This window comes from Bacillus haimaensis, from assembly GCF_048270625.1.
GTDB lineage: Bacteria > Bacillota > Bacilli > Bacillales > Bacillaceae_I > Sutcliffiella_A > Sutcliffiella_A haimaensis.
Genome location: NZ_CP158164.1, coordinates 2,763,996 through 2,788,593 on the forward strand (window position 1 = coordinate 2,763,996; position 24,598 = coordinate 2,788,593).

A 24,598-nucleotide genomic window follows, 5' to 3' on the forward strand; every position below is an offset into this window, starting at 1 on the left:
CAACTATCAGGTATGCTAGTGACCAGTATAACAAACCTGCCAATCTCATTCAAACAATTCACTATGCGGCTCTTAAACGAAAAGAACAAATATCCCCTGAAAAAGTCCGATCAGCCCGCCGAGCAGGGCTCCAAGATAGGTGATCATCTTCAGTTCCTTTTTGGATACCGAAAGGACCATTTCCTCCAATTGCTCCAAAGAGAAGGACTCGACCTGATCAGAGACCACCTCCTCGAGCTGCAGTTTCGCAAGAAGTTCTTCGAGTTTTTCGAGTACGAGATGACTCCCTGTCAAAAGAATCGATGGTACAAGCTTTTCCATCATCCATGGATGAATCGGCCCAATAGCCTCAAGCAGGCTCTTCTCCATCCAGCCTGGAATGTTCAAGGTGCGGTCAAGCGCTTTGTGGATAGTGGAGAGGATGGTCACTTTTGTCAGCTTCTCTTCGACTTCCCCGATTTCCATCCTCTTGATTTTTTCCCATTCTCCATACAGCACCTTCATCAGTACATCTTTTGTTCCATCATGCTTCAGGAACTTGACGACCTCTGGCTGCACTTTATCCACGATATTGTAATTGCCCATAAACATTTGGACCACACTGCCGAGCTTGCCCCGTGTAGCGATAAAATCCTGAATCATTTTGTTGAGCTGTCTTTTTCCTTCAGCGCTTTCAAAATAATGGACCCCTTTTGATAAAACATATTCCGCAGCATACGGTATATTGCTCTGGACAGAATGAACTATTGAAGCTGGCAGTACTTGATGTAGTGGATTGGAGCGCAGACCCGTCATGATTTCTTCATATTTTGATTCCACGACGCGCTCCAGATTCTCCTTCAACTTTTCATCCGCATTTTCGATTCCGAATCTGGACAAAAACTCCTGGACGGTAATCCCGCTTTCCAGATAGTTTTGCAGTTCTGCTTTGACCCATTCCTCCATCTTCTCTTGGAACTGGCTGTTTTCCAGTCTTCGCTTCATGCTGTCTGCAGTGAGCAGGTGCTCCATTACAAGCTTTCCCAGTTGGTCTGCCAGCTCCCCTCTTCGTTTAGGAATAAGGCCTGGGGTAAACGGAACCCTTTTCCCGAATAGATAAATGGGTTTGTAAGGACGGAACAGCATCCGTATCGCAAGGGAGTTCGTGACTCCCCCGATCAATGCACCTACAAGAACCATAACAGATATGACATACAGTATTTTCATCTATAAACAACCTTTCTTTTATCACCTATTACTTGCGCTTTCATATTATAAAAGGAACCTTCTACTCGGTTAGGAGCCCAGGCTTCCAACCAGAGTTAGTTGAACCAATCGGGGTGTTAGCGACCTTCCTCCCATAGACGAGGACAGATCCTGGCACCTTCTTACTATCCACACACTGAATCACCTACACTTTGCCGCTACAGGTAATAAATGAGGGAATATCATGAACTTTCATATTGTAAGAGTAGTACCCTTTGAAAGCATGCATTCAGTTCCAATTATACAAGTTAGTGAAGCGTTGGCAAAAAAATTGAAGCTTCCACGGGATATAACTTTACTTGAATTGCAATGCAGCCGGAATACAATTTCGGCTCCGGTCGTATGTATCAAGGGAGAGGATTTCACCATAAGACTCGATCCCTCTATTTTACATTCCCTGCTGCTCTTTGAGGAAGAAAAAAATTATTTGATCTCCTTTGATCACGCAAACCAAAAACTTGTGATCGGTCCTGTTATCGGGCTACTGACTGAAATCACCTTAAAAGAAGAAGGTATCGATCTGAAGTCCATACATGAATACTGCCAGGAGCTGGCGAATTACTCTGATGAGATAGGAGCCATCTTTTATGTGTTTTCCATACCGGATCAGTGGGCAGCGCCATCGATTGAAGGCTATTTTTACGAAAATGATTCCTGGAAACGATACACCCTCCCTTTTCCGCAGGTGATCCATAATCGACTCCATAAACGTACGAATGAAAGACGGCAAATGTTTCAGGATTTCACTCAAGCATTGCAGGAGTGGAAAATACCCTATTTCAATGACCATTTTCTTGATAAGTGGACGGTCTATAAGCAGTTGCAGGAAGCAGAGCATCTTCAGCCCTTCTTGCCGGAAACGGCTCTCTACTCGAAGGAATCGCTGATGAGTTGGCTGGACAAATACTCCACCATTTTTATTAAACCCATCAATGGCAGTCAGGGAAAGCAGATTTTCAAGGTCTGCAAGATGCCAGATGGTTTTGCATTAAGCTACTCATCCATTCAACAGGAAGTATCTTCAACATACAGTACTTTTGCTGAATTGTACAAGCGACTCTCCTCGCATATCAAAAAAAAGCACTATATTATCCAACAGGGTCTTGATCTGTTGGACCTCGATGGCCGACCGGTGGATTTCCGCTACCTCTGCCACCGCGGGGAAAACCACCGCTGGCGTGTGACCTCCTCCGTCGCTAGAGCGTCCAAGGCGGGATACTTTGTCTCCAACCTTGCACAGGGCGGCGAAATGCTGACCGTTTCAAAAGCATTGCGAACACGTTATGAAAGGGAGGAGCTTCTACATCTGCGTCAGCATCTGAAGGAGATTGCGCTTGAGGTGGCCGATGTAGTGGGAATGGTTTCGGAGGGAATATATGGTGAGCTTGGGATTGACCTGGCTATCGATCATACCGGACGTCCCTGGATTATCGAAGTGAACACCAAGCCCTCCAAAAATTTGGATAGTACTCCAAGCTCCCCTACTGTCCGCCCTTCAGCAAAAGCGATTATCCTCTACTGTCTGTATCTGATAGATGAAACAATAAAGGAGGCCAAATAAGCATGATAGCACTAGGAATACTTTCTTTTTTGAAGCCGACTCCATATATGACCAAAATAGCACAGCATGCCGTCAGCAGTACGATGGTATATCACTTTACTCCTCAAGCATTAAACGGAGAGGAAAAAATAAATGGTCTCCGGTATTGTCGTGAAAAAAAGGAATGGGTAAGTGACAGCTTTCCTATTCCTTCTTTTATTTATGACCGTTGCTTTTACTCCTCCCAATTGGCTCGTGAACTGTCCGGTAGAGTGGAAAGGTTGAAGATGGAGAGGGAGTGCCGTTTTTTGGGATATGGCCTGCCAAACAAATGGATGGTTCATCAGGCTGTTTCAACAGACCCATCTCTTGCGCCTTTTTTCCCGAAGACTTTAAGACTCACAACATCAAGCTTTCTATTGGCAAATTTGCAGCTTCAAAAAAAGTGGGTGCTGAAACCGATTCAAGGCTCACAAGGAAAAGGTCTGATCAAGGTGGAAGCCTCCAATGGGCATTTTGTAGCTAAAGAAGTGAAGCAGCCGGGGGAGCAGCATTTCACTTTTCCGTCCTCAAGCCTTTTTCAGCAATGGCTACATACCCGCATGAAAAAAACATCCTATATCTTCCAGCCTTTTTTATCCCTTCAAAATAAGGAAGGTACGCCTTTTGATATCCGGCTCTTGCTGCAAAAGGATGAAAGGGGTGAATGGCAGGAGCGGATCAGGGTCATTCGTACAGGCATTCCCCATCACATTACCTCCAATCTGGCTGGGGGAGGAAGGATGCATCCCTACTCCTCGCTGACTAAAAGCCTCAGCTCCCTGCAAAAAAGAAAACTGGAAGAGGACATCCGAAAAATAGTTACTCACCTTCCTGTATTACTCGAAAGAGCATTTCAGCCCCTATTTGAATTGGGCGTAGATCTCGGATTGGATAGCCGTCAGAATTTATGGATATTAGATATTAATTCCAAGCCAGGTCATAAGATAGTAACAATGACAGCAAAGCAAAATCAAAAGGAAATCTATGAGGCTCCAAGTAAATATTGCGAGTTTCTGACTTTTTCAAAAGGAAACAAAATGGGAGTTGAATAAAATATGAAAGCTCTTTTACCTGTAAAGTGTAAGGATTCATTAAAGGAAGATGCCATTTCCATCCCTGACACATTGAAGGAATGGCCAGTCTCCTCGATTGCTTTTGGAACATTGCAATACAGCTGCAAGCCCACCTACCATACAGGAGGAACTTTATACGTATCAAAGAAGATCTATGAGGAACTTATGCTGCCATATGAAGGGAAAATCCACTTGTTCATCCATGAGGATGTGCTCCATCTCGGACCATTGATCGGTATTTTCACAGCCGGTTTTACCAACTCCATCGTCAGGCCAATCGGCGAGCGGACTCTCTTCTTTTCCAAGCTTTTGGCCACTGAGAAAAAGGTGGGTGCGTATGTATTTCTTTTTGGTGCAAACCATATCAATTGGGAAGATGGAACAATGGAAGGATATATGTTTTCAGACGAGGGCTGGTGCAGAAAAACCGTACCCTTCCCTCATGTTGTGTACGATAGACTTCCAAATCGACGAACAGAAAAACACAAGCTTCTCTCGGAAACGAGAGAGAAAATCCAAAAAGATTATGCCATTCCCTGGTTCAACCCAGGTTTTTTCAACAAGTGGGATATCCATCAGAAATTGATGATCGAGGAGAGCATGGTCCCCTATCTCCCTGAGACGAGCAATAAAGTGACCATTGAGAAAATGGAGGAATATCTGGCTCATTATCCTTTCATTTATGTAAAACCGATGAACGGAAGCCTTGGTCTTGGTGTTTATAAAATCATCTATGACCGCGAGAAAGGCCTCTATTATGTTCGATTCAAAAATGCAGAGCTTCAGAACAAGCTGATGCGCTTCTCCTCTTTGGAAACCTTGCTCGGGACCGTCATGAAAAACAAAGATCTATCAGGCTACATTATTCAGCAGGGCATTCCTTTACTGAAAAAGAATGATTCTCAGGTGGACTTCCGGGTACACACGAATAAGGATGAAAATGGCAGATGGATGGTAAGTGCAATGGCTGCTAAGCTCAGCGGCAAAGGGAGTGTCACCACCCATATGAATAGCGGCGGAGTGGTAAAAACCCTCTCTGAGCTATTTCCTGACGAGGTCGATCATGCGGATGTCACACAAAAACTCACCCAGGCTTCCCTTCTGATCAGTGAATCCATTGATACTCATTTGCCCGGATTTATCGGGGAAATCGGCTTTGACTTTGGGATGGATAAGGAGAAAAGGGTCTGGCTATTTGAAGCTAATTCAAAGCCTGGAAGATCAATTTTCTATCATCCAAAACTTAGAAATGAAGATATCCTGACAAGAAAGCTTTCCATTGAATATGCCGTCTATCTCACAGAAAAAAGCATCCAGTATCCGGATGGTATATTCTCATGAAGCAGCTTTTCTACGATTTGTCCGGAGAATCCTGGTATCATCTCAATCAGGGGAAAGAGAAAATATTTCTGGGTAAATACTTTACTGTCCCCTATAGGGACTCCCATCCAAAGAGCTATCAGTCCTTTCACTTCCATTTCGAGGAGTCCAAAGCAGGTCCGCTTGTCGGGATCCTGGCGAGCCCGAATAAAGAGGGGTTTATCGGGAATATCGGTTTGTTCAAACGGCTGCAGCTCTCCTTGGCCAGAAAAGGCGGGAATTCGATCGTCTTCACTCCGGATCAGCTTTCAGAGGATGGTATGGAAGGATTCTGTTTTCTGCCGGCCCACCGGAACTGGATAAAAATGAAGGCACCACTCCCTGATATCATCTATAACAGGCTCTATTCCCATGAAGATGAAGCGGAGCAACTGGAACAAGTGCAGAATCTTGCCGACCTTTACCATATCCCGATTTTCAACCCATGTTTTTTTGATAAATGGGAGCTTTATCTGCAGCTGAAAAGCCATGAAGAAATAGGGCGGCACCTCCCTCGGACTGCTCTTTTATCCGAAGAGAGTCTGGAGGAATTCCTGACCACATTTGGGGCCGTTTACATTAAAAAAAGAAAAAGTAAAAAGGGAATCGGTCTTGCCTACATCTATAGCAATGGCCATAGTTATATACTAAAAACAACTTCTGCCAAAACCTTTTTGTTCCCGAGCATTAAAAAGCTGGTCCAATATTTCGGCAATACCGACTCATTACACTCCTTCATTGTCCAGGAAGCCATCGCCACCCTTCCTTTTGAAGGAAAAAAGTTCGATTACAGGATTCTTGTCCATGCAAAAGGACTGAGCCTAGGTTTTGACATCACAGGAATCGGAGTACGGGTCGCCAATACGCAGCAGGTCACCACCCATGTTCCTGCAGGCGGAAGTATTGTATCCTTGGAAGACCTTCCCTTTGCGCTCGACATTCCTGCCGTTCGAAATCTAATCAACCTATGCGGTAAACATCTCTCCACCTTTTATGATAATCTGAGTGAGTTCTCAGCTGATATAGGATTGACACCTGATGGGAAACTTTTTCTTTTTGAGTTGAATGCAAAACCGATGGACTTCGATGAACCAGCAATCAAAAAGGCTTCAACAGAAAAACTGATTGACCTTTTTATCGGAAAATCAAATAAAATAAAGGATTTTTCTGTTTAATGAAGAACTAATCATTATTGAGAAATAATGATTAGGAGGTAACAGCATGATATCACATTTCCAGATAAAACCTTTCTATAAAAACAGCCAGTTGCCCGGGTGGCACCTGTCCTTCTTTTTCAAAGGCCAGAGCATAAAAGCCACCTATCATAAAGATGGAAAAATTGAATTTGACGAGTCTGCCTCCTTCTCTCCTGCTGAAAGAGAGCAAGTGGAAAAGCAAATACATGAACTGATGCTCTTCCACGTATATGAATAACTGGTATGGTTCCTCCCTCCTTCACACAAACTACTTGTAAAAGGAGGGATTTTTTTGAGTGAAAAAAAGAAGGATCAGACCAGGAAAGAACCAAGCTATGAGGGTCGTGATGAATATTTCATGGACGTGGACCGCTATATCAATGAAGGGATGGCCGGTGGCAGCGTTTTTTCCAGAGACAAGTATACGAATATCGAAGAGGCGCGCGAGCTCGAGAGGGAAACGCCGCCGAATGAATAGCTTTATGGACTCTTCCTTTCTGTGGGAAGAGTTTTTTTGTTTGTTCTTTTGCTATAATAGAAGCAACGCATGTACAGAAAGAAAGGGATCCACATGTACAATCAACTGAAAAAAATTTACGGAGATTCTCTTGTCAGAAGATCCATGCCTGATGATTTCGAACAATATGAATGGTTCTATGGTCCAACCAATGATTATATAGGTATTGAGAAAAGCGAATTAGGAGAAAAGGACAGGCTATTGTTGGCTGCATTTTTGGAGCGGGTTTCACAAGTCCAATTCGAAATGACATCAACCGAAAATTGGTGGCATTCCTTCTTATATCTAAATGAATATAGTGCACCTGACCATCCATATCCACCCCATATGCAGTGCCGTTTTATCCAGTTTCATTTCGGGCAGGCCTTCCCGCTCAAGGAAGAATGGAAGGAAGCATTGGCTGCCTTCTTTGAAACTCCCATCGAGCTGATATGGGAAAATGCGACAAGCGGAGTCATGGTTGAAGTCTTTCCGAAAACCCATAAACCAGAAGACAGCCCTCCCTATTCCGATATTACCGATACGACTGCAAGCGACTTTTACTCAAATGTAAAGCTGTTCATCGGCTCCACCAGACCTATAGACGAAAAAGCGAAGGATTCCTTTGACTGGGAAAAGAAATGCTTTGACCTCTCCCGCCACTCACAAAAGAAAATGGCGATCCATACATTTGAACAGGCCATCCCCTACTTGGTGACAGGCCAATTGGAACCTGAGCTGGTCACACAGTTTAAGCAGCAGTTCGGACCTGTGCTCGAAGAAGACCAGGAATTGCTGCAAAGCATCAAGGTCTACATTGAAAATAATCTCAATGTCTCGTTGACTGCCAAAAAACTTTTCATGCATCGCAACAGCCTGCAATATCGAATAGATAAGTTCTCCGAGCGCACCGGGATAGATATTAAAAACTTCCAGGGGGCATTGGCGGCTTATCTTGCACTTATCATTTTGGAAACGGAAAAGTAATGGTTACTGCACCATGTTGTCAGGCTCATGACAACATGCACAAAAAACCTCCCCCATCTTTGTGCAACTTGTACATTTACGAAATGTATCCGTTTTCGTTACACTGATACTAGTTAAGAAAACGATTTCACAGGAGGAAATGAACAATGGCTGAATTAAAATTAGATCATATTTATAAAGTATACGAAGGCGATGTTACTGCCGTTAAAGACTTCAATTTACACATCAAGGATAAAGAGTTTATCGTATTTGTAGGACCATCAGGTTGTGGTAAATCTACAACTTTACGTATGATTGCCGGTCTTGAGGAAATTTCCAAGGGTGACTTTGAAATCGACGGAAAAAGAATGAACGATGTAGCTCCAAAGGACCGCGACATCGCGATGGTATTCCAGAACTATGCGCTTTACCCGCATATGAATGTATATGACAACATGGCTTTCGGATTAAAGCTTCGTAAGTTCCCGAAAGAAGAAATCGACCGCCGCGTAAAAGAAGCTGCAGCAATCCTGGGGTTAGAGCAATATTTAGACCGTAAACCAAAAGCATTATCTGGTGGTCAGCGTCAGCGTGTTGCGCTAGGTCGTGCAATCGTTCGTGATGCAAAAGTATTCTTGATGGATGAGCCTTTATCCAACCTTGATGCGAAGCTGCGTGTTGCGATGCGTGCTGAGATCTCCAAGCTTCACCAACGTCTGCAAACAACTACTATCTACGTAACGCATGATCAGACAGAAGCAATGACAATGGCAACTCGCCTTGTTGTAATGAAAGACGGTATCATTCAACAGCTTGGTTCTCCAAAAGAAGTATACGAAAATCCGGAAAACGTATTTGTTGGAGGATTCATCGGATCTCCTGCAATGAACTTCTTCAATGGTAAATTGGAGGAAGGTGCATTCTTACTAGGAGAGCAAAAAATCTCTGTTCCAGAAGGAAAAATGAAAGTTCTACGTGACCAAGGTTATGTTGGGAAAGAAGTGATTCTTGGAATTCGTCCAGAGGATATCCATGATGAGCCTGTTTTCATCGAATCAGCTGTTGGTTCTACCATCACTGCAGTAATCGAAGTTGCAGAATTACTTGGTGCTGAATCCATGCTTTACTCCCAAATCCACGGGCAGGATTTCGTAGCACGTGTTGACTCTCGTTCTGATGTCAAGCCTCAGCAAACGCTGCAGCTTGCACTTGATATGAACAAAGCTCACTTCTTCGATTTCGAAACAGAATCTCGCATTCGTACAAAATAATAAAGCTTCCAAGCCAGGCCGTCTCTTTCATGAGTGGCCTGGCTTTTATTCATTTACTGCCAATATCAGGTCCTGATGACAACTAGTGCAACTTATAACATGAATGCAGATATTATCACTCAGACTTGTCAAATTCCCATCAACCAGCTTTAACACATCAATATCCATATATGCGCTGTAATCATCCAAAAAATCTGTTGCCGTACCAAGGTCGTGCATCAAACCACCACAAGATGAGCACCGGCTTTCATAGACCTCAAATCCATTGCACAAAGGACACATCGCCATCCTTGTCCCTCCATTCCTGATTAGGTTTATTTTTTCTCAAACTGTTGGAATTATGCTTTGTCACCTCCTCTGTAATATCCAATAATTACCTGAAAGAAAAAAGAATAAGGATTTTAAGAAATTCCTATAATACAAGTAACATCTTACTAACAAATGGACCAGGCTAAAGAGCGCGGCGGAAACATCTGCTGAACTGGTGCAAACCCAGTGGGTCCAACCAAAACTATATTTCGAGGAGATGAATCAACATGGCAAACCAATCAAGAAATTCGTCTAATCAATTAGTAGCACCTGGAGCACAAGCAGCTATCGACCAAATGAAGTATGAAATCGCTTCTGAGTTCGGAGTTAACCTTGGTGCTGACACAACTTCTCGCTCCAACGGATCTGTTGGTGGAGAAATCACAAAGCGCCTAGTACAAATGGCTGAGCAATCCCTAGGCGGAAGATAAGTTTCAGTTTTTATGTAACACATAATTTTATATGAATGGCTATGGGCACCTCAAACTAACTTTGGGGTGCCTTCCTATTTGTGTGGATAAAAAAAGACTGATTTTCAATTCATTGTTAAATTGTTGCTATTCTAATAAAATGTAAACATTAAATTTAGCCCGTTGATTTCCGCTCCAGACACTTGCTTTCCGCGGGGACGGATGGGAGCCTCCTCGGCTTCGCCTGTGGGGTCTCCCATGCCCTCTATTTTCCCGCAGGAGTCAAGTGTCCTCCGCTACAATCAACTCACGGGTTAAACATTATTTGCTACTAGAAAACCTTAAAACAAATTAAATTCGCTATTGAAATGAAAATTTGATATAAAATGCATTTATTGTACCTTTAGTAAGTTGAATTTTTTACTATGAGTCACCCCTGTTGGTTGGAGTGCAAGGTGTGAGACTCCTTGAAAATGCAAGCATTTTCTGCGTGCGATGTATCGCTGCCGGAGCCTTCCTTGTCCTGCGGGAGAAGCGTGTCAAGGGAGACCCCGCAGGCGCAAAGCGCCGAGGAGGCTCCCGAGGCCGCCTTAGGATAAGCGAACGCCTGGAACGGAGACCAACAGGGTGTTTAATGTTGATACTTTATCTTTAGCCCAGCCCTATTCTTAAAGTATAAATCTTTACTAATAGAACCTAAAAAAAGACCTCGCACAATACGAAGTCTCAAATACTATATTCAAACTCCACTGCTGATCAAACGCAGGAATTGTTTCGTTCTCTCTGCCTTTGGAGACTCAAAGATCTCCTCCGGCTTCCCTTTTTCGACAATCACGCCTTTGTCCATGAAGATCACTTCATCTGCCACTTCCCGGGCAAACTGCATTTCATGGGTGACCACAACCATGGTCATCCCCTCCTGGGCAAGCTCCTTCATGACTCGAAGAACTTCGCCGACAAGTTCGGGATCCAACGCGGAAGTCGCCTCATCAAAGAGCATCACTTTCGGCTCCATCGCCAAAGCTCTTGCAATTCCGACACGCTGCTGTTGTCCTCCTGAAAGCTGGAATGGATAAAAGTCCGCTTTATCGCCGAGGCCAACCTTCTCCAGGAGACGTCTTGCTTTTTCTTCGACCTTTGCCTTCTGTTCCTTTTTCACCGTTATCGGCCCTTCCATTACATTTTGGAGGGCTGTCATATGAGGAAAAAGATTATAGCTCTGGAACACCATACCCGTCAATCTTCTGAAGCTGGCAATTTTCCCTGAAGGAACCTTCGAGGAAAAGTCCAATATCTGACTGTCAATGGATACTTTTCCGGAGGTTGGTGTCTCCAAAATGTTCAAGCAGCGTAAAAGTGTCGTCTTTCCTGAACCTGATGGGCCAATGACGACCACCACTTTCCCCTGCTCCACATTCAAATCTATTCCTTTTAAAACTTCTAAATCTCCGAACTGCTTGTGCAAGCTCTCTACTGCAATCATTTCTCGAGCTCCTTTTTCATGGCCGGTTTCGCATAGTCTGTTGCTTTCCGTATGGATTTCCACCCGTAGTAAACGTACCATCGTGCTCTTTTCCTAAAAATCATACGAAGTGAGAACAACATCTTTTTCATATGAATGTAAAAAATCCAACTGCAGATTTTTTACTAGCGACAGAAAGCAACATTGATGTGAAAAGAGCCTTTTTATTTAGCTACATATCTGTCAAGGCGTCTCTCAAGCTGCCCTTGAACAAGTGAGAGAAGAAAACAGATAATCCAATACAAGGCAGCTGCCTGTGTATATAATAGTAGAAATTCATAATTGGTGGCTGCAATTTCCTGTGCTTTCCTGAACATTTCCGTCACCAATATCAACGACGCCAAGGAGGTATCTTTGACAAGGCTGATAAAGGAATTAGACAACGGAGGTATGGACACCCTGGATGCCTGCGGTAAAATAATGCGTTTTAACGCCTGCGGGTAAGTCATTCCCATGGAATAGGCTGCCTCCCACTGTCCTTTTGGCGTGGATAGAATGGCTGCACGGATAATTTCAGAAGCATATGCACCAAGATTAAGTGAAAATCCTATAACGGCAGCCGGAAATGAATCTATGGTAACGCCTATAGACGGTAAACCGTAGAAAATGATAAATAATTGCACCAATAGCGGCGTTCCCCTGATGATGGAGACATAGATTCTTGCTATGATCTGGAGCGGCTTAACCGAAGAAATTCGTGCCAATGCCGTTAACACCGCAATCACAAGACCGATGTAAAAAGAAATCAATGTCAATGGTATCGTATAAGTGAGAGCTCCCTTCACCAATGGGAGAAGGGAACTCTGGGCAATGCTCATCATCCGGTCGAGTCTTTCAGGATCTGAAAAAATACTAGTTAAGTACATCTTCACCAAACCATTTCTCAGAAATTTTTGCGTAAGTGCCGTCTTCGATCATTTCTGCCAATGCACCGTTGACTGCTTCTACAAGTTCGTCACTGCCTTTTCGGAACATAAATCCGCTTTGTGCAGCATCTTCATGCTCTGCTACGATCTTAATTGGTGCATTCGGGCGGTTTTTCTGGAAATCAAGGACAGACAGATTATCATTGATTGTTACATCTACACGATTGGATGATAAAAGCTCAATCGCTTCATTAAAACCGTTTACTCCAACAATCTCCGCTTTGTGCTCGCGCGCAAGATCCGCGTAGTTGCTTGTCAGGGACTGAGCAGATTTTTTTCCTTCAATATCAGCAAATTCCTTGATGTCATCATTGTCTTTATTTGCTACAACGACAGCTGTGCTTGTAATATAATGATCAGAGAAATCATACTTTTCGAGACGATCCTCTCTGATCCCAACCTGATTTGCAATCATATCAAAACGTTTTGCATCAAGACCCGCAAACATGGCATCCCATTGCGTTTCCATGAACTTCGCTTCAACGCCTAAGCGCTTTGCCACTTCTTCTGCCACTTCCACATCAAAACCAGTCAGCTTGCCGGAATCATCATGAAATGTGAATGGAGGGTAGGTGCCTTCTGTTCCAATCAGAAGTGTTCCTTCTTCCTCCACTTTGCTTAGCAGATTTTCCTTTTCTTCTGCCTTGTCGCCCTCGCCTGTCGTACCATTATTATCTGTAGTTCCACATGCCGCCAAAACGAATGCGAATGTGAACAATAGTGTAAAGAGTGTTAAATATTTCTTCATCTTTTTTAAACCCCCAGTAATCTTATCAGAATTGTTTTATTTACATATTGTATAGTATTATAAAGTTTCTCCTGTTGTAAAGAGTTTTGTTTCAACATTATCATTTCCTATTTCCTTGATAATAATGTTGCATCAGATCACCTAGAATCATCCATTACTGAACCTATACCCTGCACATGATAAGAATAACTGATTATTTAGCACCAAAAAAAAGAGCCCGGATTATCCCGGACTCTGGTTGATATATTAACCTGCCAAATGCTGGCCACCCTGTTGCAGCTCATACATCTGATAGTATTTTCCCTTACGCTCCATGAGTTCTTCATGGTTACCTCTTTCCACAATTGCGCCGCGATCCAATACCAGGATCTGATCTGCACTCTTAATAGTAGAAAGTCGGTGGGCAATGATAAAGGTCGTTCTTCCTTTTTTCAGCACTTCTAGTGCATTTTGGATGACTACCTCCGTTTCGGTATCAATGCTGGCAGTAGCTTCATCTAAAATCAGGATTGCCGGATCAAAGGCCAAGGCTCTTGCAAAAGAGATGAGCTGTCTTTGTCCAGAGGAAAGCGTGCTTCCCTTTTCGATAACAGGCTCCTCCAAACCTTTTGGCAGTGCGGAGATGAAGTCCATTGCACCCACATCCTCCAGCGCTTTTTCGACCTTCTCCATGGAAATCGAAGGATCCTCCAAGCTCACATTGGAAGCGATCGTACCAGAGAAAAGGAAAGGATCCTGAAGCACAATCCCCATGTGCTGCCTGATTTCCTGTTTAGAAAGTTGCCGAATATCTTTCCCATCAATAAGGATTTTTCCTTTTTCAATATCATAGAAGCGGAAAAGAAGGTTCATGATGGAGCTTTTTCCTGAACCTGTGTGACCGACAAGTGCCACCGTTTCACCTTTTTGGGCCTGAAAGCTTATATCCTTCAGGACATATTCATTCTCTTTGTAGCCAAACCATACTGATTCAAAGGTGACATTCCCTTCATAGCGGGGATGCTTATCATCCGATACTTCCACCCCTGCCTCATCCATCAACTCAAATACCCGAGCTGCGGATACACGTGCCTGCTCCAGGTTTGCCAATTGATTGACCATCCCTGTAATCGGTCCGAACATTCTTCCAAGATAGTCTACATAGGCGTACAGAACACCCAAGGAAATCATCGATCCGGCACCCAATGAGGCACCACCGAAATACCAGATAACCACCACAAACGAAATGTTTCGCAATACACCAACCAGATTATGGGAGGTCAACGCATTCAGGCTCAACAATTTGTTCTGATAAGTGAAGTGCTCCTCGTTCCATGTTTCGAATTCTTCCTTCGCTTTCTTTTGACGGCGAAACGCTTGAATAATCGTCATCCCCTGAATGGATTCATTGATATTTCCATTAATATCGCTTAACAGTGCTCTGATTTTATGATTATAAACAGATGCGTACTTTCTGTAGAAAATAAACCACACTATAAGGATCGGGATGAGCAGCAAGCTTATGGCTGCAAGCTTGGCATCCAATAGGAATAAAGCAATATAGATCCCTGTAATATAGATGATTCCGGAAAAGAACGTAGCAAGGACTGTTACGTACAATTCCTTGATTGTTTCCGTGTCATTGGTGATACGTGATACAACCTTACCAGCCGGAAGATGATCAAAATACTGGATTGGAAGCTTTTGAATCTGACCGAATACATCCTCTCTCATCTTTTGGATGATTCGGTTTGCCGATGTCTGAAGGTAATAGCTTTGCCCGTACTGGAAAAATGATGATACGACCAGCAGTCCAAAGTATATCGCAACGAGATACCCGATATATTTTACCTCAGGCTGATAAAAGTCGATCAGCTCACCGTTAGTGAGTAATGTTGCCTCATACGTAGCTGATTCTTCACCCCGGGTAATGGTGAGTTCGCCATTGTAAGCACTTCGCTCACCATCAAAAGTAATTTCTGAAGGGACAAAATAATACTCTCTTCCAACCTGGAGAACCCTAGCTGTTTCGCTACCGGAGACATCTATTCCTTCCGAACGGTCCTCCCTTATATAGTACGATCCATCATAATAGACCTTATCCTTTCCGTCCTTCTCTGTCGCAAACCACGTTTTTTCAATACCTAAAATGTGGTTGTCGATCATACGCTTCGCAATAAACGGACCTGTAAGCTCTGCTGCAACGGCTATGGAAAGCATGATTAACGCAATAATGATAATTTTCTTTTGTGTAAGGGCATAACGGAATAGCCGTTTCCCTGATTTTACTTCTTTCATGTCAACACCTCGCCTCCTTTTGGCGACTGAACTTGCTGTCGTTCAAACTGTTCTTTGTACCATCCTCCAACTGCCATTAGCTGCTCATGTTGCCCGGACTCGACGATTTCCCCGTTTTCAAGCACGATAATCCAATCTGCATGCTGCACTGCGGATAAACGGTGAGTGGAGATGATGGTCGTTTTACCTGATCGTTCATTTCGGATATTTTCGATGATGGTTGCTTCCGTTTTTGCATCCACTGCCGATAAGCTATCATCGAGAATCAAAATTTCAGGATTGGCGATCAATGCTCTCGCAATTGAAATCCTTTGCTTCTGTCCGCCTGATAACGAAACACCTTTCTCTCCCACAAGCGTCTGCAATCCTTCCGGAAGCATCTCTAGGTCTTTTGTGAAAGCAGAGGATTCAATTGCCCTTGCAATCTCTTCTTCTGTAGCATCATGCTTTCCGAATAGTATGTTCTCTTTTACCGTTCTGGAAAACAAAACGTGATCCTGTGGCACATAGCCGACCCATCCTTGTATCTCCTCGAGGGTGATTCTCTCCAATGGTACGCCATCAATCGTGATTTTGCCTTTACCAATCGGATACTCTCTCAGCAATTGCTTGATGATGGTTGTTTTACCGCTTCCCGTCTTACCGACAATACCAAGTGTCTGCCCTTTCTTTATATGGAAGGAAACCTTCTTTAAATTATCCACTGTAGAGGAAGGATAACGGAATGTCACCTCGTCGAAATCAATGGTTGCGGGATCGTTTACCGTTACCGGTGAAGCATGGTCCGAAACATCCGCTTCATAGGCAAGTGTCTCATTGACACGGTCTAAAGAAGCGTTCCCTCGCTGCATGACGTTGATCAGCTCACCAATTGCGAACATCGGCCATATCAGCATCCCTAAGTATACGTTAAAGCTTACCAGTTCCCCGAGTGTGATCTCCTTATGGAACACAAGGTATGCCCCGTAGCCCAACCCGATCAGGTAGCTTGCACCGACAAGCAGTTTAATAGTAGGTTCAAATAATGAATCAATGATTGCCACTTTCACATTCTTTTTGTAGACATCGTCTGTCATATTATGAAATCTGCCCTGATCTGCCCGTTCCTGCACATACGCGCGGATAACTCGCACTCCTGCAATGGATTCGAGAACCCTGTCATTCATATCCCCGAAAGCATCTTGGGCTTCGGTAAAGCGTTGATGAATTTTCTTTCCGTATATATTCATCGCAAGGGCCATCAACGGCAATGGAAGAATGGCTGCGATTGTCAGTTTCCAGCTGATGAGGAACCCCATCGTTCCAAGGATGACCAGCATGAACGCACTGGAGTCGATAAGCGTCAGCACCCCGAAACCGGCGGTGGTCGAAATCGCCTTCAGATCGTTCGTTGCACGCGCCATCAAATCCCCTGTTCGATTTTTTTCATAAAAAGTCGGTGTCATCTTTAAAAGATGCCCCATCAGCTTTGAGCGTAAAGATCTTTCAACCAGGAATGAACTGCCAAAAAGCTGATACATCCAAACATACGTAATTCCATAGATAACAAAAGCAAGAACAAATAAAAAGGCAACATACTGAAAAAGCCTTTCTGGTGTAAACGCTCCAATCTGTATATCATCAATGGCCATCCCGATCATCTTTGGCGGGATAATCTCCAAAAACCCCGCAAAAATCAATAATCCTATTGCAACAGCATATCTTCTCCAATGCTCCTTAAAAAACCAACCTAATTTGCCTAAAACTGAAAGCATATGATCCAACCCCTTTCCGTTCTCCTAAAACTAAGGTACCTACCCATCATCTGAAGCCTCACTGTATGTGATCCTAAGAACCATTACTTTTTCCATTTTCATTTCCTCCTCATTTTAGTTTGGTTAGCGGATTCTTTTGTGGAAAAAAATAGTAATCCATGCAAACAAAAAAAGGCATACCGAACGTTAGCCCGGTATGCCTGAGAAATTTCCCAATAAAAAAGCACACGTCACGTTCCTAAAGTGACCTGTGTTTGCACAATTACATTATCCCAAATAATACAAAAAATATTAGGTGAGGTGACAGTCAGTATCAATCCAGACTGAAAACACTCTTAGGACAGGTCACGAGATCTATGAAGTTATTAGGCTTACCTGCAACATCATCACCGAAAACAACAATTAAATTAATCATCTCGAGCCCTCCATTTCCTTTTAAATTTTTGTTTCATATAATTTCCACCCTCTAAATTTATCACCACGGACAAGATTTTGTCAATTACTAATTTTAAGATAATTAACAATCGGAGTACGAAATACTCAATAGAAAAAAATAAAATGAAAGTCGGGGCCAGACCCCGGCAGGAGTATCGTCATCCATGTCGAACGGCTTCCGAATTCCTAAAGGAATATCATCTTCTCTTGCTATTTTTGGTGTTTACTGTTATTCTTAAGAAGAATTATTTTTGTTCGGTATGTAAGGATTCAAAGTTAAGATTTAACTTTCGCCTTGATATTGTTTGAGCAAGAATAGTAATACATTTGTGCGTAAAGCACATAGGAGGTAACAACATGTTACAAGGTACAGTAAAATGGTTTAACGCAGAAAAAGGATTCGGATTCATCGAGCGCCAAGACGGAGACGACGTATTCGTACACTTCTCAGCTATCCAAGGCGAAGGTTTCAAATCTTTAGAAGAAGGTCAACAAGTTACATTTGAAATCGTTCAAGGTAACCGTGGCGACCAAGCAGCTAACGTAAACAAAGCATAATTTTTCAAAAGATAAAAAAGGCTCCCTTTATGGGGGCCTTTTTATTTTGCCCTTTTTCAACAGATTAAACCTCCATTCCTCTTCCCTTCCTATTCGATTCATATACACATACACAGACCTCATTCACAATTCAGCCATAAGATTGTGACAGACTTGTTAAAGATGTATTTGAAATATATCTTTAACCATTCATCCCTCTTATAATAAAGATGTATTTAAAATATATCTTTTAAAGGAGATCTTATCATGTTAAGCCAGAAAACAATTGAGATCGTTAAATCCACTGCACCTGTATTAGCAGACAAGGGCGTAGAAATTACTACTTACTTCTATAAAAAACTTTTCGAAAACCATCCGGAATTATTAAATATCTTTAATCATGCAAACCAATCCAAAGGACGCCAGCAAACTGCTTTGGCCAACACCGTTTATGCAGCAGCAACCTATATCGATCAGCTTGAAGTCCTGCTTCCTGCAGTAAAACAGATTGCACATAAGCACCGAAGCCTACAAGTAAAACCTGAGCACTATCCTATTGTAGGTGAGCATCTGCTACTCGCGATCAAGGAAGTGCTTGGAGACGCAGCGACCGAGGAAATCCTGCATGCATGGAGAGAAGCCTATGGCGTCATTGCTCAAGTATTCATTGATGTGGAACAGGAAATGTATCAAGAAGCAGAAAAAGCGAATGCCGGCTGGTCCGACTTTAAAGAATTTGAAGTAGTAAGAAAAGAAGAGGAAAGCTCTGTAATCACTTCCTTCTATTTGAAGCCGGCAGACGGAAGCAAAGTTTCTCTTCATAAGCCTGGCCAATATATCACCATCCGTGTATCCATTCCAGGTGAAGAATACTTATTGAACCGCCAGTACAGTCTATCTGATGCGCCTACTGAAAAATTTTACCGGATTTCTGTCAAAAGAGAAGCGGAAATCACTCCGGAAGGGAAAGTCTCCAACTACTTGCATGATCATGTCAAAGTAGGTGATAAGCTGGAGCTTACTGTACCTGCAGGAGACTTCACTCTTGATACAGGCAATGAACCAGTCTACCTCATCAGTGGTGGAGTAGGGATCACTCCTATGCTAAGTATGTTGAAGGCAATCGCTCAAACAGAGCCTACCCGCCCAACGACCTTCCTGCATGCTTCAAAAAATGGAACGGTTCATGCATTTTATGATGAAGTGAAGAATTCAATGGAAACTCTGAAAAAAGGTGAAGCCATCTTTGTCTATGAAAATCCAACTGAGGAAGATCGCAGCTTCCAAAAGTTCCACTTCGATGGATATGTAACAGAAGAAATGATCAAAGAGCTGCATGCTGAACCAGAAGCTATATTCTATGTATGTGGACCGGTTCCATTCATGCGTGCCATCCTGACCCACCTGGATAACATCGGAGTACCAGCCGAAAAAATCAACTACGAATTTTTCGGACCTGCGATGGATTTGAAACAGAAGGAAAGTGTAGGGGTCTGACCCTCACTACATTAAAGCACTAAAAAGGGTCCTGACCCCCATCGCTTTAAAGCGGTGGGGGTCAGGCCCCTTAACGTCGTTCACTTCAAACAAAGTGCCAAGCACATAAAAAAACCTGCTCCAAAAAGGAACAGGGTGGTTACAAACATGTAATAAAGTAAATGGTCCTATTATTATAGCATCATTTTTTGATAATGGATATTTATTTTTTTGCAACATGCAAAACTTTTTCCACCGCGTATAGCAATTCCCTTGCTGCATCAGTGGGGTATGGGTCTTGGCTAATTGCGGAAATAACAGCAACACCATCCGCACCGGCCTCCACTACACATGCAGCTCGTTCTTTGTCTATCCCACCGATCCCGACGATTGGAAGAGTGATTCCAGCTGCGCGGATTTCTTTGATTACATCCGGTCCTTTGACCTCATGCAGATCGGTTTTCGTACTGGTAAAATACATTGGACCTACTCCAAGGTAATCAGCACCGCACTTCACTGCCTCTTCCGCCTCCTGTACATTATGGACGGAGACACCGAGTAGTTTTCCGGCAAATTTTTCTCTTGTTTTGGTGATCGAACCATCCTCCTGACCGATATGTAATCCATCCGCCCCAAGGTTCAGGGCAAGTTCCACATCATCATTCACGACAAAAGGTACACCATATGAACGACAACGGTTCATCAACGCCTGACCGAGCATTATTTTCTCCTGCCCGGATTTGGACCCATTCCCCTTTTCACGGTATTGGAAGAGGGAAACGCCTCCTTTTAAAGCTGCGTCAAGAACGGTCAGGGGATCATTTTCACGACAATTGGTGCTTCCCATCACTAAATATAGTCGCAGCAGATCTTTCAATTTATTTTCCATCAAGAAATGACACTCACCCTTCTCTGCTGGTAAGCCCAGTGATTGGTCGGGCCATGGCCACTGCCAATTTGAAGGTCATCTTCAATCGCAGCATGGATGAATTCCTTGGCTATCTGTATGGCATCCCAAACCGACTGTCCCTTTGCCAGTTGAGCTGTAATGGCAGCGGCAAAGGTACAACCCGTTCCATGTGTGTTTTTCGTGGCAATCCTCATACTCTTCATTTCATGGAAGCTATCCCCATCAAAGATTAAATCAATGAGTTCGTCTCCATATCCGTGACCGCCCTTGATAACCACAAAATCTGCACCAAGTTTATGTAGGATCCTTGCTGCCCGATGACGGTCCTCCATTGAACGGATTGGAATTTCAGTCAACACCTCCGCTTCCGGAATATTTGGAGTGATGACGGTTGCAAGTGGAATGAGCGATTCCCTCAGTGAACGAATAGCCTCCTCCTGCAAGAGCTTGGCTCCCCCTTTTGCAATCATCACCGGATCCACCACTACATTCCCCCATTGAAAGCTTTTTATCTGTTGTGCGACTGCTTCAATCAGGTCGCTGCTAAAAAGCATTCCTGTCTTTATAGCATCCGGTTTCAAGTCTTCCTCTATGGAAGAAAGCTGTTGAAGCACCATATCAATAGGGATGGGGTATACCGCTTGAACGCCTTTTGTATTTTGCGCAGTTAGGGCAGTAATCGCAGACATCCCGTAGACCTTCAATTCCTGAAAGGTTTTCAGATCTGCTTGTATTCCTGCTCCTCCACCGCTATCCGAGCCTGCGATGGTTAATGCTTTTCCTACCATGGTTGTCACCTCCGTGCTCTTCACTTTTTCCATTGGCATTTTAAACATATTAAACACTTTAAACACCGCTGTTGATTTCCGCACTAGGCGCAGCGACCCAAGGGGCGGTGCTGGAGCCTTCGCCTATTGCTCCAATCAACAGCTAGGCATACAATTAAAGCACTTTTCCATTTTAAAGTGTTTTAACCAAAATACCGATAATACAAAGATTTTGCTGCCTGTATATCCTTTGTTCCATGGATGAGCACTCTGCCATCCTTGAATGCCACCAGGCGGTGATGCTCTATTTCAAAGGACAGTAGATAAGGATTTTCCTCGACAGCCATTCCTCGTCCGATGAGTACTCTTTTCAGCTCCGGCAGATTTCTTTCCCCCGTTTTGGATGGGCGGATCTGGACAGAGTCGCGTCCGCATAGGACCGCTGTTTTTGTTTGGTTTTCAAAGGAGAGGTTCGGATAGGTTCTCTTTTCTCCGCAGCTCTTGCAGCCTGCCTGTTTCATTTTCGCAACATCCATGGACACATAGTGGTTTTTCCAGAGGTCAAAAGAAACGAGCTTTCGTCGACAAGCTCCCTTGTTGCCTGTTAACAGCTTCAAGGCTTCTGCCACCTGATGCGCCACCACCATTCCAACAGCGGGAGAGATGATGCCGACCGTGTCGCAGGTTGCTCCTCCTAGCGGAACGGTGTTCAACAGGCATTGAAGACAAGGAGTTTCTCCTGGCAAAACGGTAAAAGAAAGGCCGTAGCTCCCTACGCATGCCCCATAAATCCAGGGTATCTCATATTTTTGCGAGATATCATTCATGATCAGACGGATATCAAAATTATCTGTGGCGTCAAGGAGCAGGGAAACCTGTTCGTTTTTCACGAAATTCTCCAGACTCTCTGCTGTAACATCGTCTACTAGCGCAACTATCTCTACTTCCGAATTGATTTTTTCCAGACGTGCTTTAGCGGCAATCGCCTTGGGTAGCTTTCCGCTTGCGTCCTCTTCGCTGTATAGCTGCTGACGCTGAAGATTGCTCCACTCGACATAATCCCTGTCGACAATGGTCAGCCTGCCGACACCGGCACGAACCAGCGCCTCGGCATTTCCTGTTCCAAGTGCACCTGCACCGATCAGAAGGACATGTTTTTGCCCTAATAGATTTTGACCGTCTTCCCCGATCGGTGAAAATAGGGTCTGACGTGAATAGCGTTCCATTATCCCACACTCATTCCTTCGGTCGGGCTGCTTGCTGTTGCATAGCGCTTTTTCTCCATTCGGCCGGCTTCATATCCTAGGCGTCCCGCTTCAATGGCAAGTTTCATGGCATAGGCCATTTTCACAGGATCTTTCGCGGCTGATACAGCGGTATTCAATAGCACCCCATCTGCACCCAATTCCATCGCCTTGGCTGCGTCTGCTGGGGATCCTATTCCTGCATCGACAATTACAGGAACATTCGCCTGTTCGATGATGAAGCTAAGGTTCAATTCGTTGATGATTCCTTGGCCAGAACCGATCGGGGATGCACCTGGCATGATGGCATGTGCGCCAAGCTCCTCGAGTTTCCGGGCAAGGACGACATCATCGGACGTATATGGCAGGACGATAAAACCCTCTTTCAGCAATTCTTCTGTTGCTTTCAAGGTTTCCACTGGATCTGGCAGCAGCGTCTTCCAGCAGCCGATCACTTCGACCTTGATCATGTCACACAGCCCGGATGCTTTTGCGAGCTTGGCAATACGCACCGCTTCCTCAGCCGTTTTGGCACCTGCTGTGTTTGGCAGGAGCGTGTATTTTTCCAAATCCAATTTTTCCAAAAAGTTCGGCTGACTCGCTTCAAAAATATTCATTCTTCTAACGGCAAACGTCAGGATCTCCGATTCGGATACATCCACAGCCCTCTGTTGAATATCAAAGTCCGGATACTTTCCTGTTCCAAGTAATAAACGAGAATTAAATGTGTATGAACCAATTTTCAACATATCATCCGCCTCCTACAAAATGTACTAATTCCAGCTGATCACCTTCTGCAACGGGTTCCGCTGCATGAAGATTTTTTCGCAATATCTCTTTGTTCTTTTCTACAATAACTACCTTTTGATCGAGCTGAAAATGTAATAATAATTCCGCAACGGTGGTTACATCGTTTGGAATCTCCAGCTGATCGCCATTTATCCATATTTTCATTTTTTCACCTCATTGAAGGTTCTTGTATTCTTTCCAGTCCAAATGCAAGCATATAATCCGGCAGCTTCCATCCATTAATCATGCCAGCCACCAGCTTCCCTGTGATTGGCGAAAGCAGTATTCCATTCCGGTAGTGACCTGTGGCAATAAAGATACTGGGGAAGGTTGGGTGCTTTCCTAGAAATGGAAGTCCATCACCCGTTTGCGGCCTGATTCCTGCCCATGTACGTTCAAAGCTGGCATGCTCGATTGCCGGAAGAGTTCTGATTGCTTCCTTCATTAGGGAAGCCAGTCCTCCAATGGAAACTTTTTCAGAGAAAGTGTGGGGCACCATGGTGGCACCAACCACCAGCCGGTTGCCGCTTTTTGGTACTATATAGCAGGAGTCTGTAAAAATAGTACTCTCCAAAATCGGCTTATCTGTCAGCACTGAAAAGCATTCCCCTTTAACCGGATAGGATGGGAGATTCAAACCAAGCTCCGATAAGATTCTCTTGCTCCATGCACCTGCGGTTACAACAATGGAATCCCCTGCAAAGCTTCCTTCACTCGTTTCCACTTTTACAGTTTCTTGATTAAGATCCTGTATCGAATACACTTCCACATATTCTTTGATTTCTGCCCCGAGCGTGATGGCAGCCTTGGCAAATGCATGTGTCAGCTTTTCCGGATTGACGTGTCCATCCATCGGAATATCCATGGCGCCAAGCATCTCCACCCCTAAATCAGGCTCTCTCCTCAAAACCTCTTCCTTGCTAATCCAAGCTGCCTTTTCTCCAAGTCCCTGTTGAAGAGCAATCGTCTTTTTTAGCGACATAACTTCCTCTTCGTGATACGCAAGCTTCAGCATCCCTTTTTGAACAAGCTCAATATCTATACCGGTTAATTCCTTCAGGTCTTGTTGCAAGTGAGGGAATATGGCTCTGCTTTCTTTAGCAAGTTCAAAAAGAGGACCTGCCTCGGTCACCTCCACTTGAGCACCGAGCATGCCTGCAGCGGCACTGGATGCCTTTGATGCAATCCGATCTTTTTCCAATAAAAGTATCTTTTTTCCGGTTTTGCTTAAGTAATAGGCGGATGCACATCCATTGACACCCCCACCTATGATAATGACGTCATAGCTTGTGCCCATCCAATCCCT

The 24,598-nt window shown here is 43.9% G+C and carries 24 protein-coding genes; 11 read left to right on the plus strand and 13 right to left on the minus strand.

Features of this window, described 5'->3' with window-relative positions:
• Nucleotides 1-72 precede the first annotated feature (72 nt).
• The gene (locus tag ABN702_RS14045) at nt 73-1,206 is read right to left on the minus strand and encodes a DUF445 domain-containing protein (RefSeq protein WP_417897440.1); all 1,134 of its coding nucleotides are present in this window, start codon (nt 1,204-1,206) and stop codon (nt 73-75) included.
• A gap of 223 nt (nt 1,207-1,429) precedes the next feature.
• Between ABN702_RS14045 and ABN702_RS14050 the strand changes: the two genes are divergently transcribed.
• From ABN702_RS14050 to ABN702_RS14085, 8 genes are all read left to right on the plus strand, one after another.
• Entirely contained in the window at nt 1,430-2,806 is a 1,377-nt protein-coding gene (locus tag ABN702_RS14050) for a YheC/YheD family protein (protein ID WP_417897441.1), read from the plus strand.
• A 2-nt stretch (nt 2,807-2,808) separates the two neighbouring features.
• Nucleotides 2,809-3,879: a YheC/YheD family protein gene (locus ABN702_RS14055; protein WP_417897442.1), complete on the plus strand. Its 1,071-nt coding sequence runs from the start codon at nt 2,809-2,811 to the stop codon at nt 3,877-3,879.
• 3 nt (nt 3,880-3,882) lie between these two features.
• A complete protein-coding gene (locus ABN702_RS14060; RefSeq protein ID WP_417897443.1) occupies nt 3,883-5,241 on the plus strand; it encodes a YheC/YheD family protein in 1,359 nt (452 codons plus the stop codon).
• Nucleotides 5,238-6,434, plus strand: coding sequence for a YheC/YheD family protein (locus ABN702_RS14065; RefSeq protein WP_417897444.1), 1,197 nt, complete (start codon nt 5,238-5,240; stop codon nt 6,432-6,434). Before ABN702_RS14060 ends, ABN702_RS14065 begins: the two co-directional genes overlap by 4 nt.
• Nucleotides 6,435-6,480: 46 nt before the next feature.
• Nucleotides 6,481-6,693 carry a YheE family protein gene (locus ABN702_RS14070; RefSeq protein ID WP_417897445.1) on the plus strand — a complete coding sequence of 71 codons (213 nt, stop codon included), beginning with the start codon at nt 6,481-6,483 and terminating at the stop codon, nt 6,691-6,693.
• 54 nt (nt 6,694-6,747) lie between these two features.
• Nucleotides 6,748-6,933 (plus strand): hypothetical protein, encoded by a 186-nt coding sequence (locus tag ABN702_RS14075; protein ID WP_417897446.1) that lies wholly within the window; start codon nt 6,748-6,750, stop codon nt 6,931-6,933.
• 93 nt (nt 6,934-7,026) lie between these two features.
• A complete protein-coding gene (locus ABN702_RS14080) occupies nt 7,027-7,938 on the plus strand; it encodes a PucR family transcriptional regulator (RefSeq protein WP_417897447.1) in 912 nt (303 codons plus the stop codon).
• A gap of 146 nt (nt 7,939-8,084) precedes the next feature.
• Nucleotides 8,085-9,188 carry an ABC transporter ATP-binding protein gene (locus ABN702_RS14085; RefSeq protein WP_386636785.1) on the plus strand — a complete coding sequence of 368 codons (1,104 nt, stop codon included), beginning with the start codon at nt 8,085-8,087 and terminating at the stop codon, nt 9,186-9,188.
• 45 nt (nt 9,189-9,233) lie between these two features.
• Here ABN702_RS14085 and ABN702_RS14090 read toward each other — a convergent pair whose 3' ends face one another.
• Complete coding sequence (locus ABN702_RS14090) at nt 9,234-9,407, minus strand: hypothetical protein (RefSeq protein WP_417897448.1); 174 nt, start codon at nt 9,405-9,407, stop codon at nt 9,234-9,236.
• 317 nt (nt 9,408-9,724) lie between these two features.
• Between ABN702_RS14090 and ABN702_RS14095 the strand changes: the two genes are divergently transcribed.
• Nucleotides 9,725-9,928 carry a small, acid-soluble spore protein, alpha/beta type gene (locus ABN702_RS14095; protein ID WP_386636789.1) on the plus strand — a complete coding sequence of 68 codons (204 nt, stop codon included), beginning with the start codon at nt 9,725-9,727 and terminating at the stop codon, nt 9,926-9,928.
• Nucleotides 9,929-10,646: 718 nt separating this feature from the next.
• Here ABN702_RS14095 and ABN702_RS14100 read toward each other — a convergent pair.
• The 5 genes from ABN702_RS14100 to ABN702_RS14120 form a co-directional block, all read right to left on the minus strand.
• Nucleotides 10,647-11,390, minus strand: coding sequence for an amino acid ABC transporter ATP-binding protein (locus tag ABN702_RS14100; RefSeq protein ID WP_417900913.1), 744 nt, complete (start codon nt 11,388-11,390; stop codon nt 10,647-10,649).
• 203 nt (nt 11,391-11,593) lie between these two features.
• A complete protein-coding gene (locus ABN702_RS14105; protein ID WP_417900914.1) occupies nt 11,594-12,295 on the minus strand; it encodes an amino acid ABC transporter permease in 702 nt (233 codons plus the stop codon).
• On the minus strand, nt 12,282-13,103 hold the full coding sequence (locus ABN702_RS14110; protein ID WP_417897449.1) for an amino acid ABC transporter substrate-binding protein: 822 nt from the start codon (nt 13,101-13,103) through the stop codon (nt 12,282-12,284). The genes ABN702_RS14105 and ABN702_RS14110 overlap by 14 nt, the downstream gene beginning before the upstream one ends.
• A 246-nt stretch (nt 13,104-13,349) precedes the next feature.
• A complete protein-coding gene (locus ABN702_RS14115; protein ID WP_417897450.1) occupies nt 13,350-15,380 on the minus strand; it encodes an ABC transporter ATP-binding protein in 2,031 nt (676 codons plus the stop codon).
• Nucleotides 15,377-17,134, minus strand: coding sequence for an ABC transporter ATP-binding protein (locus tag ABN702_RS14120; RefSeq protein ID WP_417897451.1), 1,758 nt, complete (start codon nt 17,132-17,134; stop codon nt 15,377-15,379). Before ABN702_RS14120 ends, ABN702_RS14115 begins: the two co-directional genes overlap by 4 nt.
• Nucleotides 17,135-17,926: 792 nt before the next feature.
• Here ABN702_RS14120 and ABN702_RS14125 point away from each other — a divergent pair.
• Nucleotides 17,927-18,127, plus strand: coding sequence for a cold-shock protein (locus tag ABN702_RS14125; RefSeq protein ID WP_386636799.1), 201 nt, complete (start codon nt 17,927-17,929; stop codon nt 18,125-18,127).
• Nucleotides 18,128-18,373: 246 nt separating this feature from the next.
• On the plus strand, nt 18,374-19,603 hold the full coding sequence (hmpA, locus tag ABN702_RS14130) for an NO-inducible flavohemoprotein (protein ID WP_417897452.1): 1,230 nt from the start codon (nt 18,374-18,376) through the stop codon (nt 19,601-19,603).
• Nucleotides 19,604-19,805: 202 nt separating this feature from the next.
• Here the strand turns inward: hmpA and thiE are convergent, their stop codons facing one another.
• The 6 genes from thiE to thiO all read right to left on the minus strand — a co-directional run bounded on the left by thiE (nt 19,806) and on the right by thiO (nt 24,589).
• Nucleotides 19,806-20,471, minus strand: coding sequence for a thiamine phosphate synthase (gene thiE, locus ABN702_RS14135; RefSeq protein ID WP_417900915.1), 666 nt, complete (start codon nt 20,469-20,471; stop codon nt 19,806-19,808).
• On the minus strand, nt 20,471-21,280 hold the full coding sequence (gene thiD / locus ABN702_RS14140; RefSeq protein WP_417900916.1) for a bifunctional hydroxymethylpyrimidine kinase/phosphomethylpyrimidine kinase: 810 nt from the start codon (nt 21,278-21,280) through the stop codon (nt 20,471-20,473). The genes thiE and thiD overlap by 1 nt, the downstream gene beginning before the upstream one ends.
• Before the next feature lie 182 nt (nt 21,281-21,462).
• Nucleotides 21,463-22,488 carry a thiazole biosynthesis adenylyltransferase ThiF gene (locus ABN702_RS14145; RefSeq protein WP_417900917.1) on the minus strand — a complete coding sequence of 342 codons (1,026 nt, stop codon included), beginning with the start codon at nt 22,486-22,488 and terminating at the stop codon, nt 21,463-21,465.
• The gene (locus ABN702_RS14150; protein WP_417897453.1) at nt 22,485-23,252 is read right to left on the minus strand and encodes a thiazole synthase; all 768 of its coding nucleotides are present in this window, start codon (nt 23,250-23,252) and stop codon (nt 22,485-22,487) included. Before ABN702_RS14150 ends, ABN702_RS14145 begins: the two co-directional genes overlap by 4 nt.
• 1 nt (nt 23,253) lies before the next feature.
• Nucleotides 23,254-23,457, minus strand: coding sequence for a sulfur carrier protein ThiS (gene thiS / locus ABN702_RS14155; protein WP_417897454.1), 204 nt, complete (start codon nt 23,455-23,457; stop codon nt 23,254-23,256).
• A 4-nt stretch (nt 23,458-23,461) separates the two neighbouring features.
• The gene (thiO, locus tag ABN702_RS14160; RefSeq protein ID WP_417897455.1) at nt 23,462-24,589 is read right to left on the minus strand and encodes a glycine oxidase ThiO; all 1,128 of its coding nucleotides are present in this window, start codon (nt 24,587-24,589) and stop codon (nt 23,462-23,464) included.
• Nucleotides 24,590-24,598: the final 9 nt, after the last annotated feature.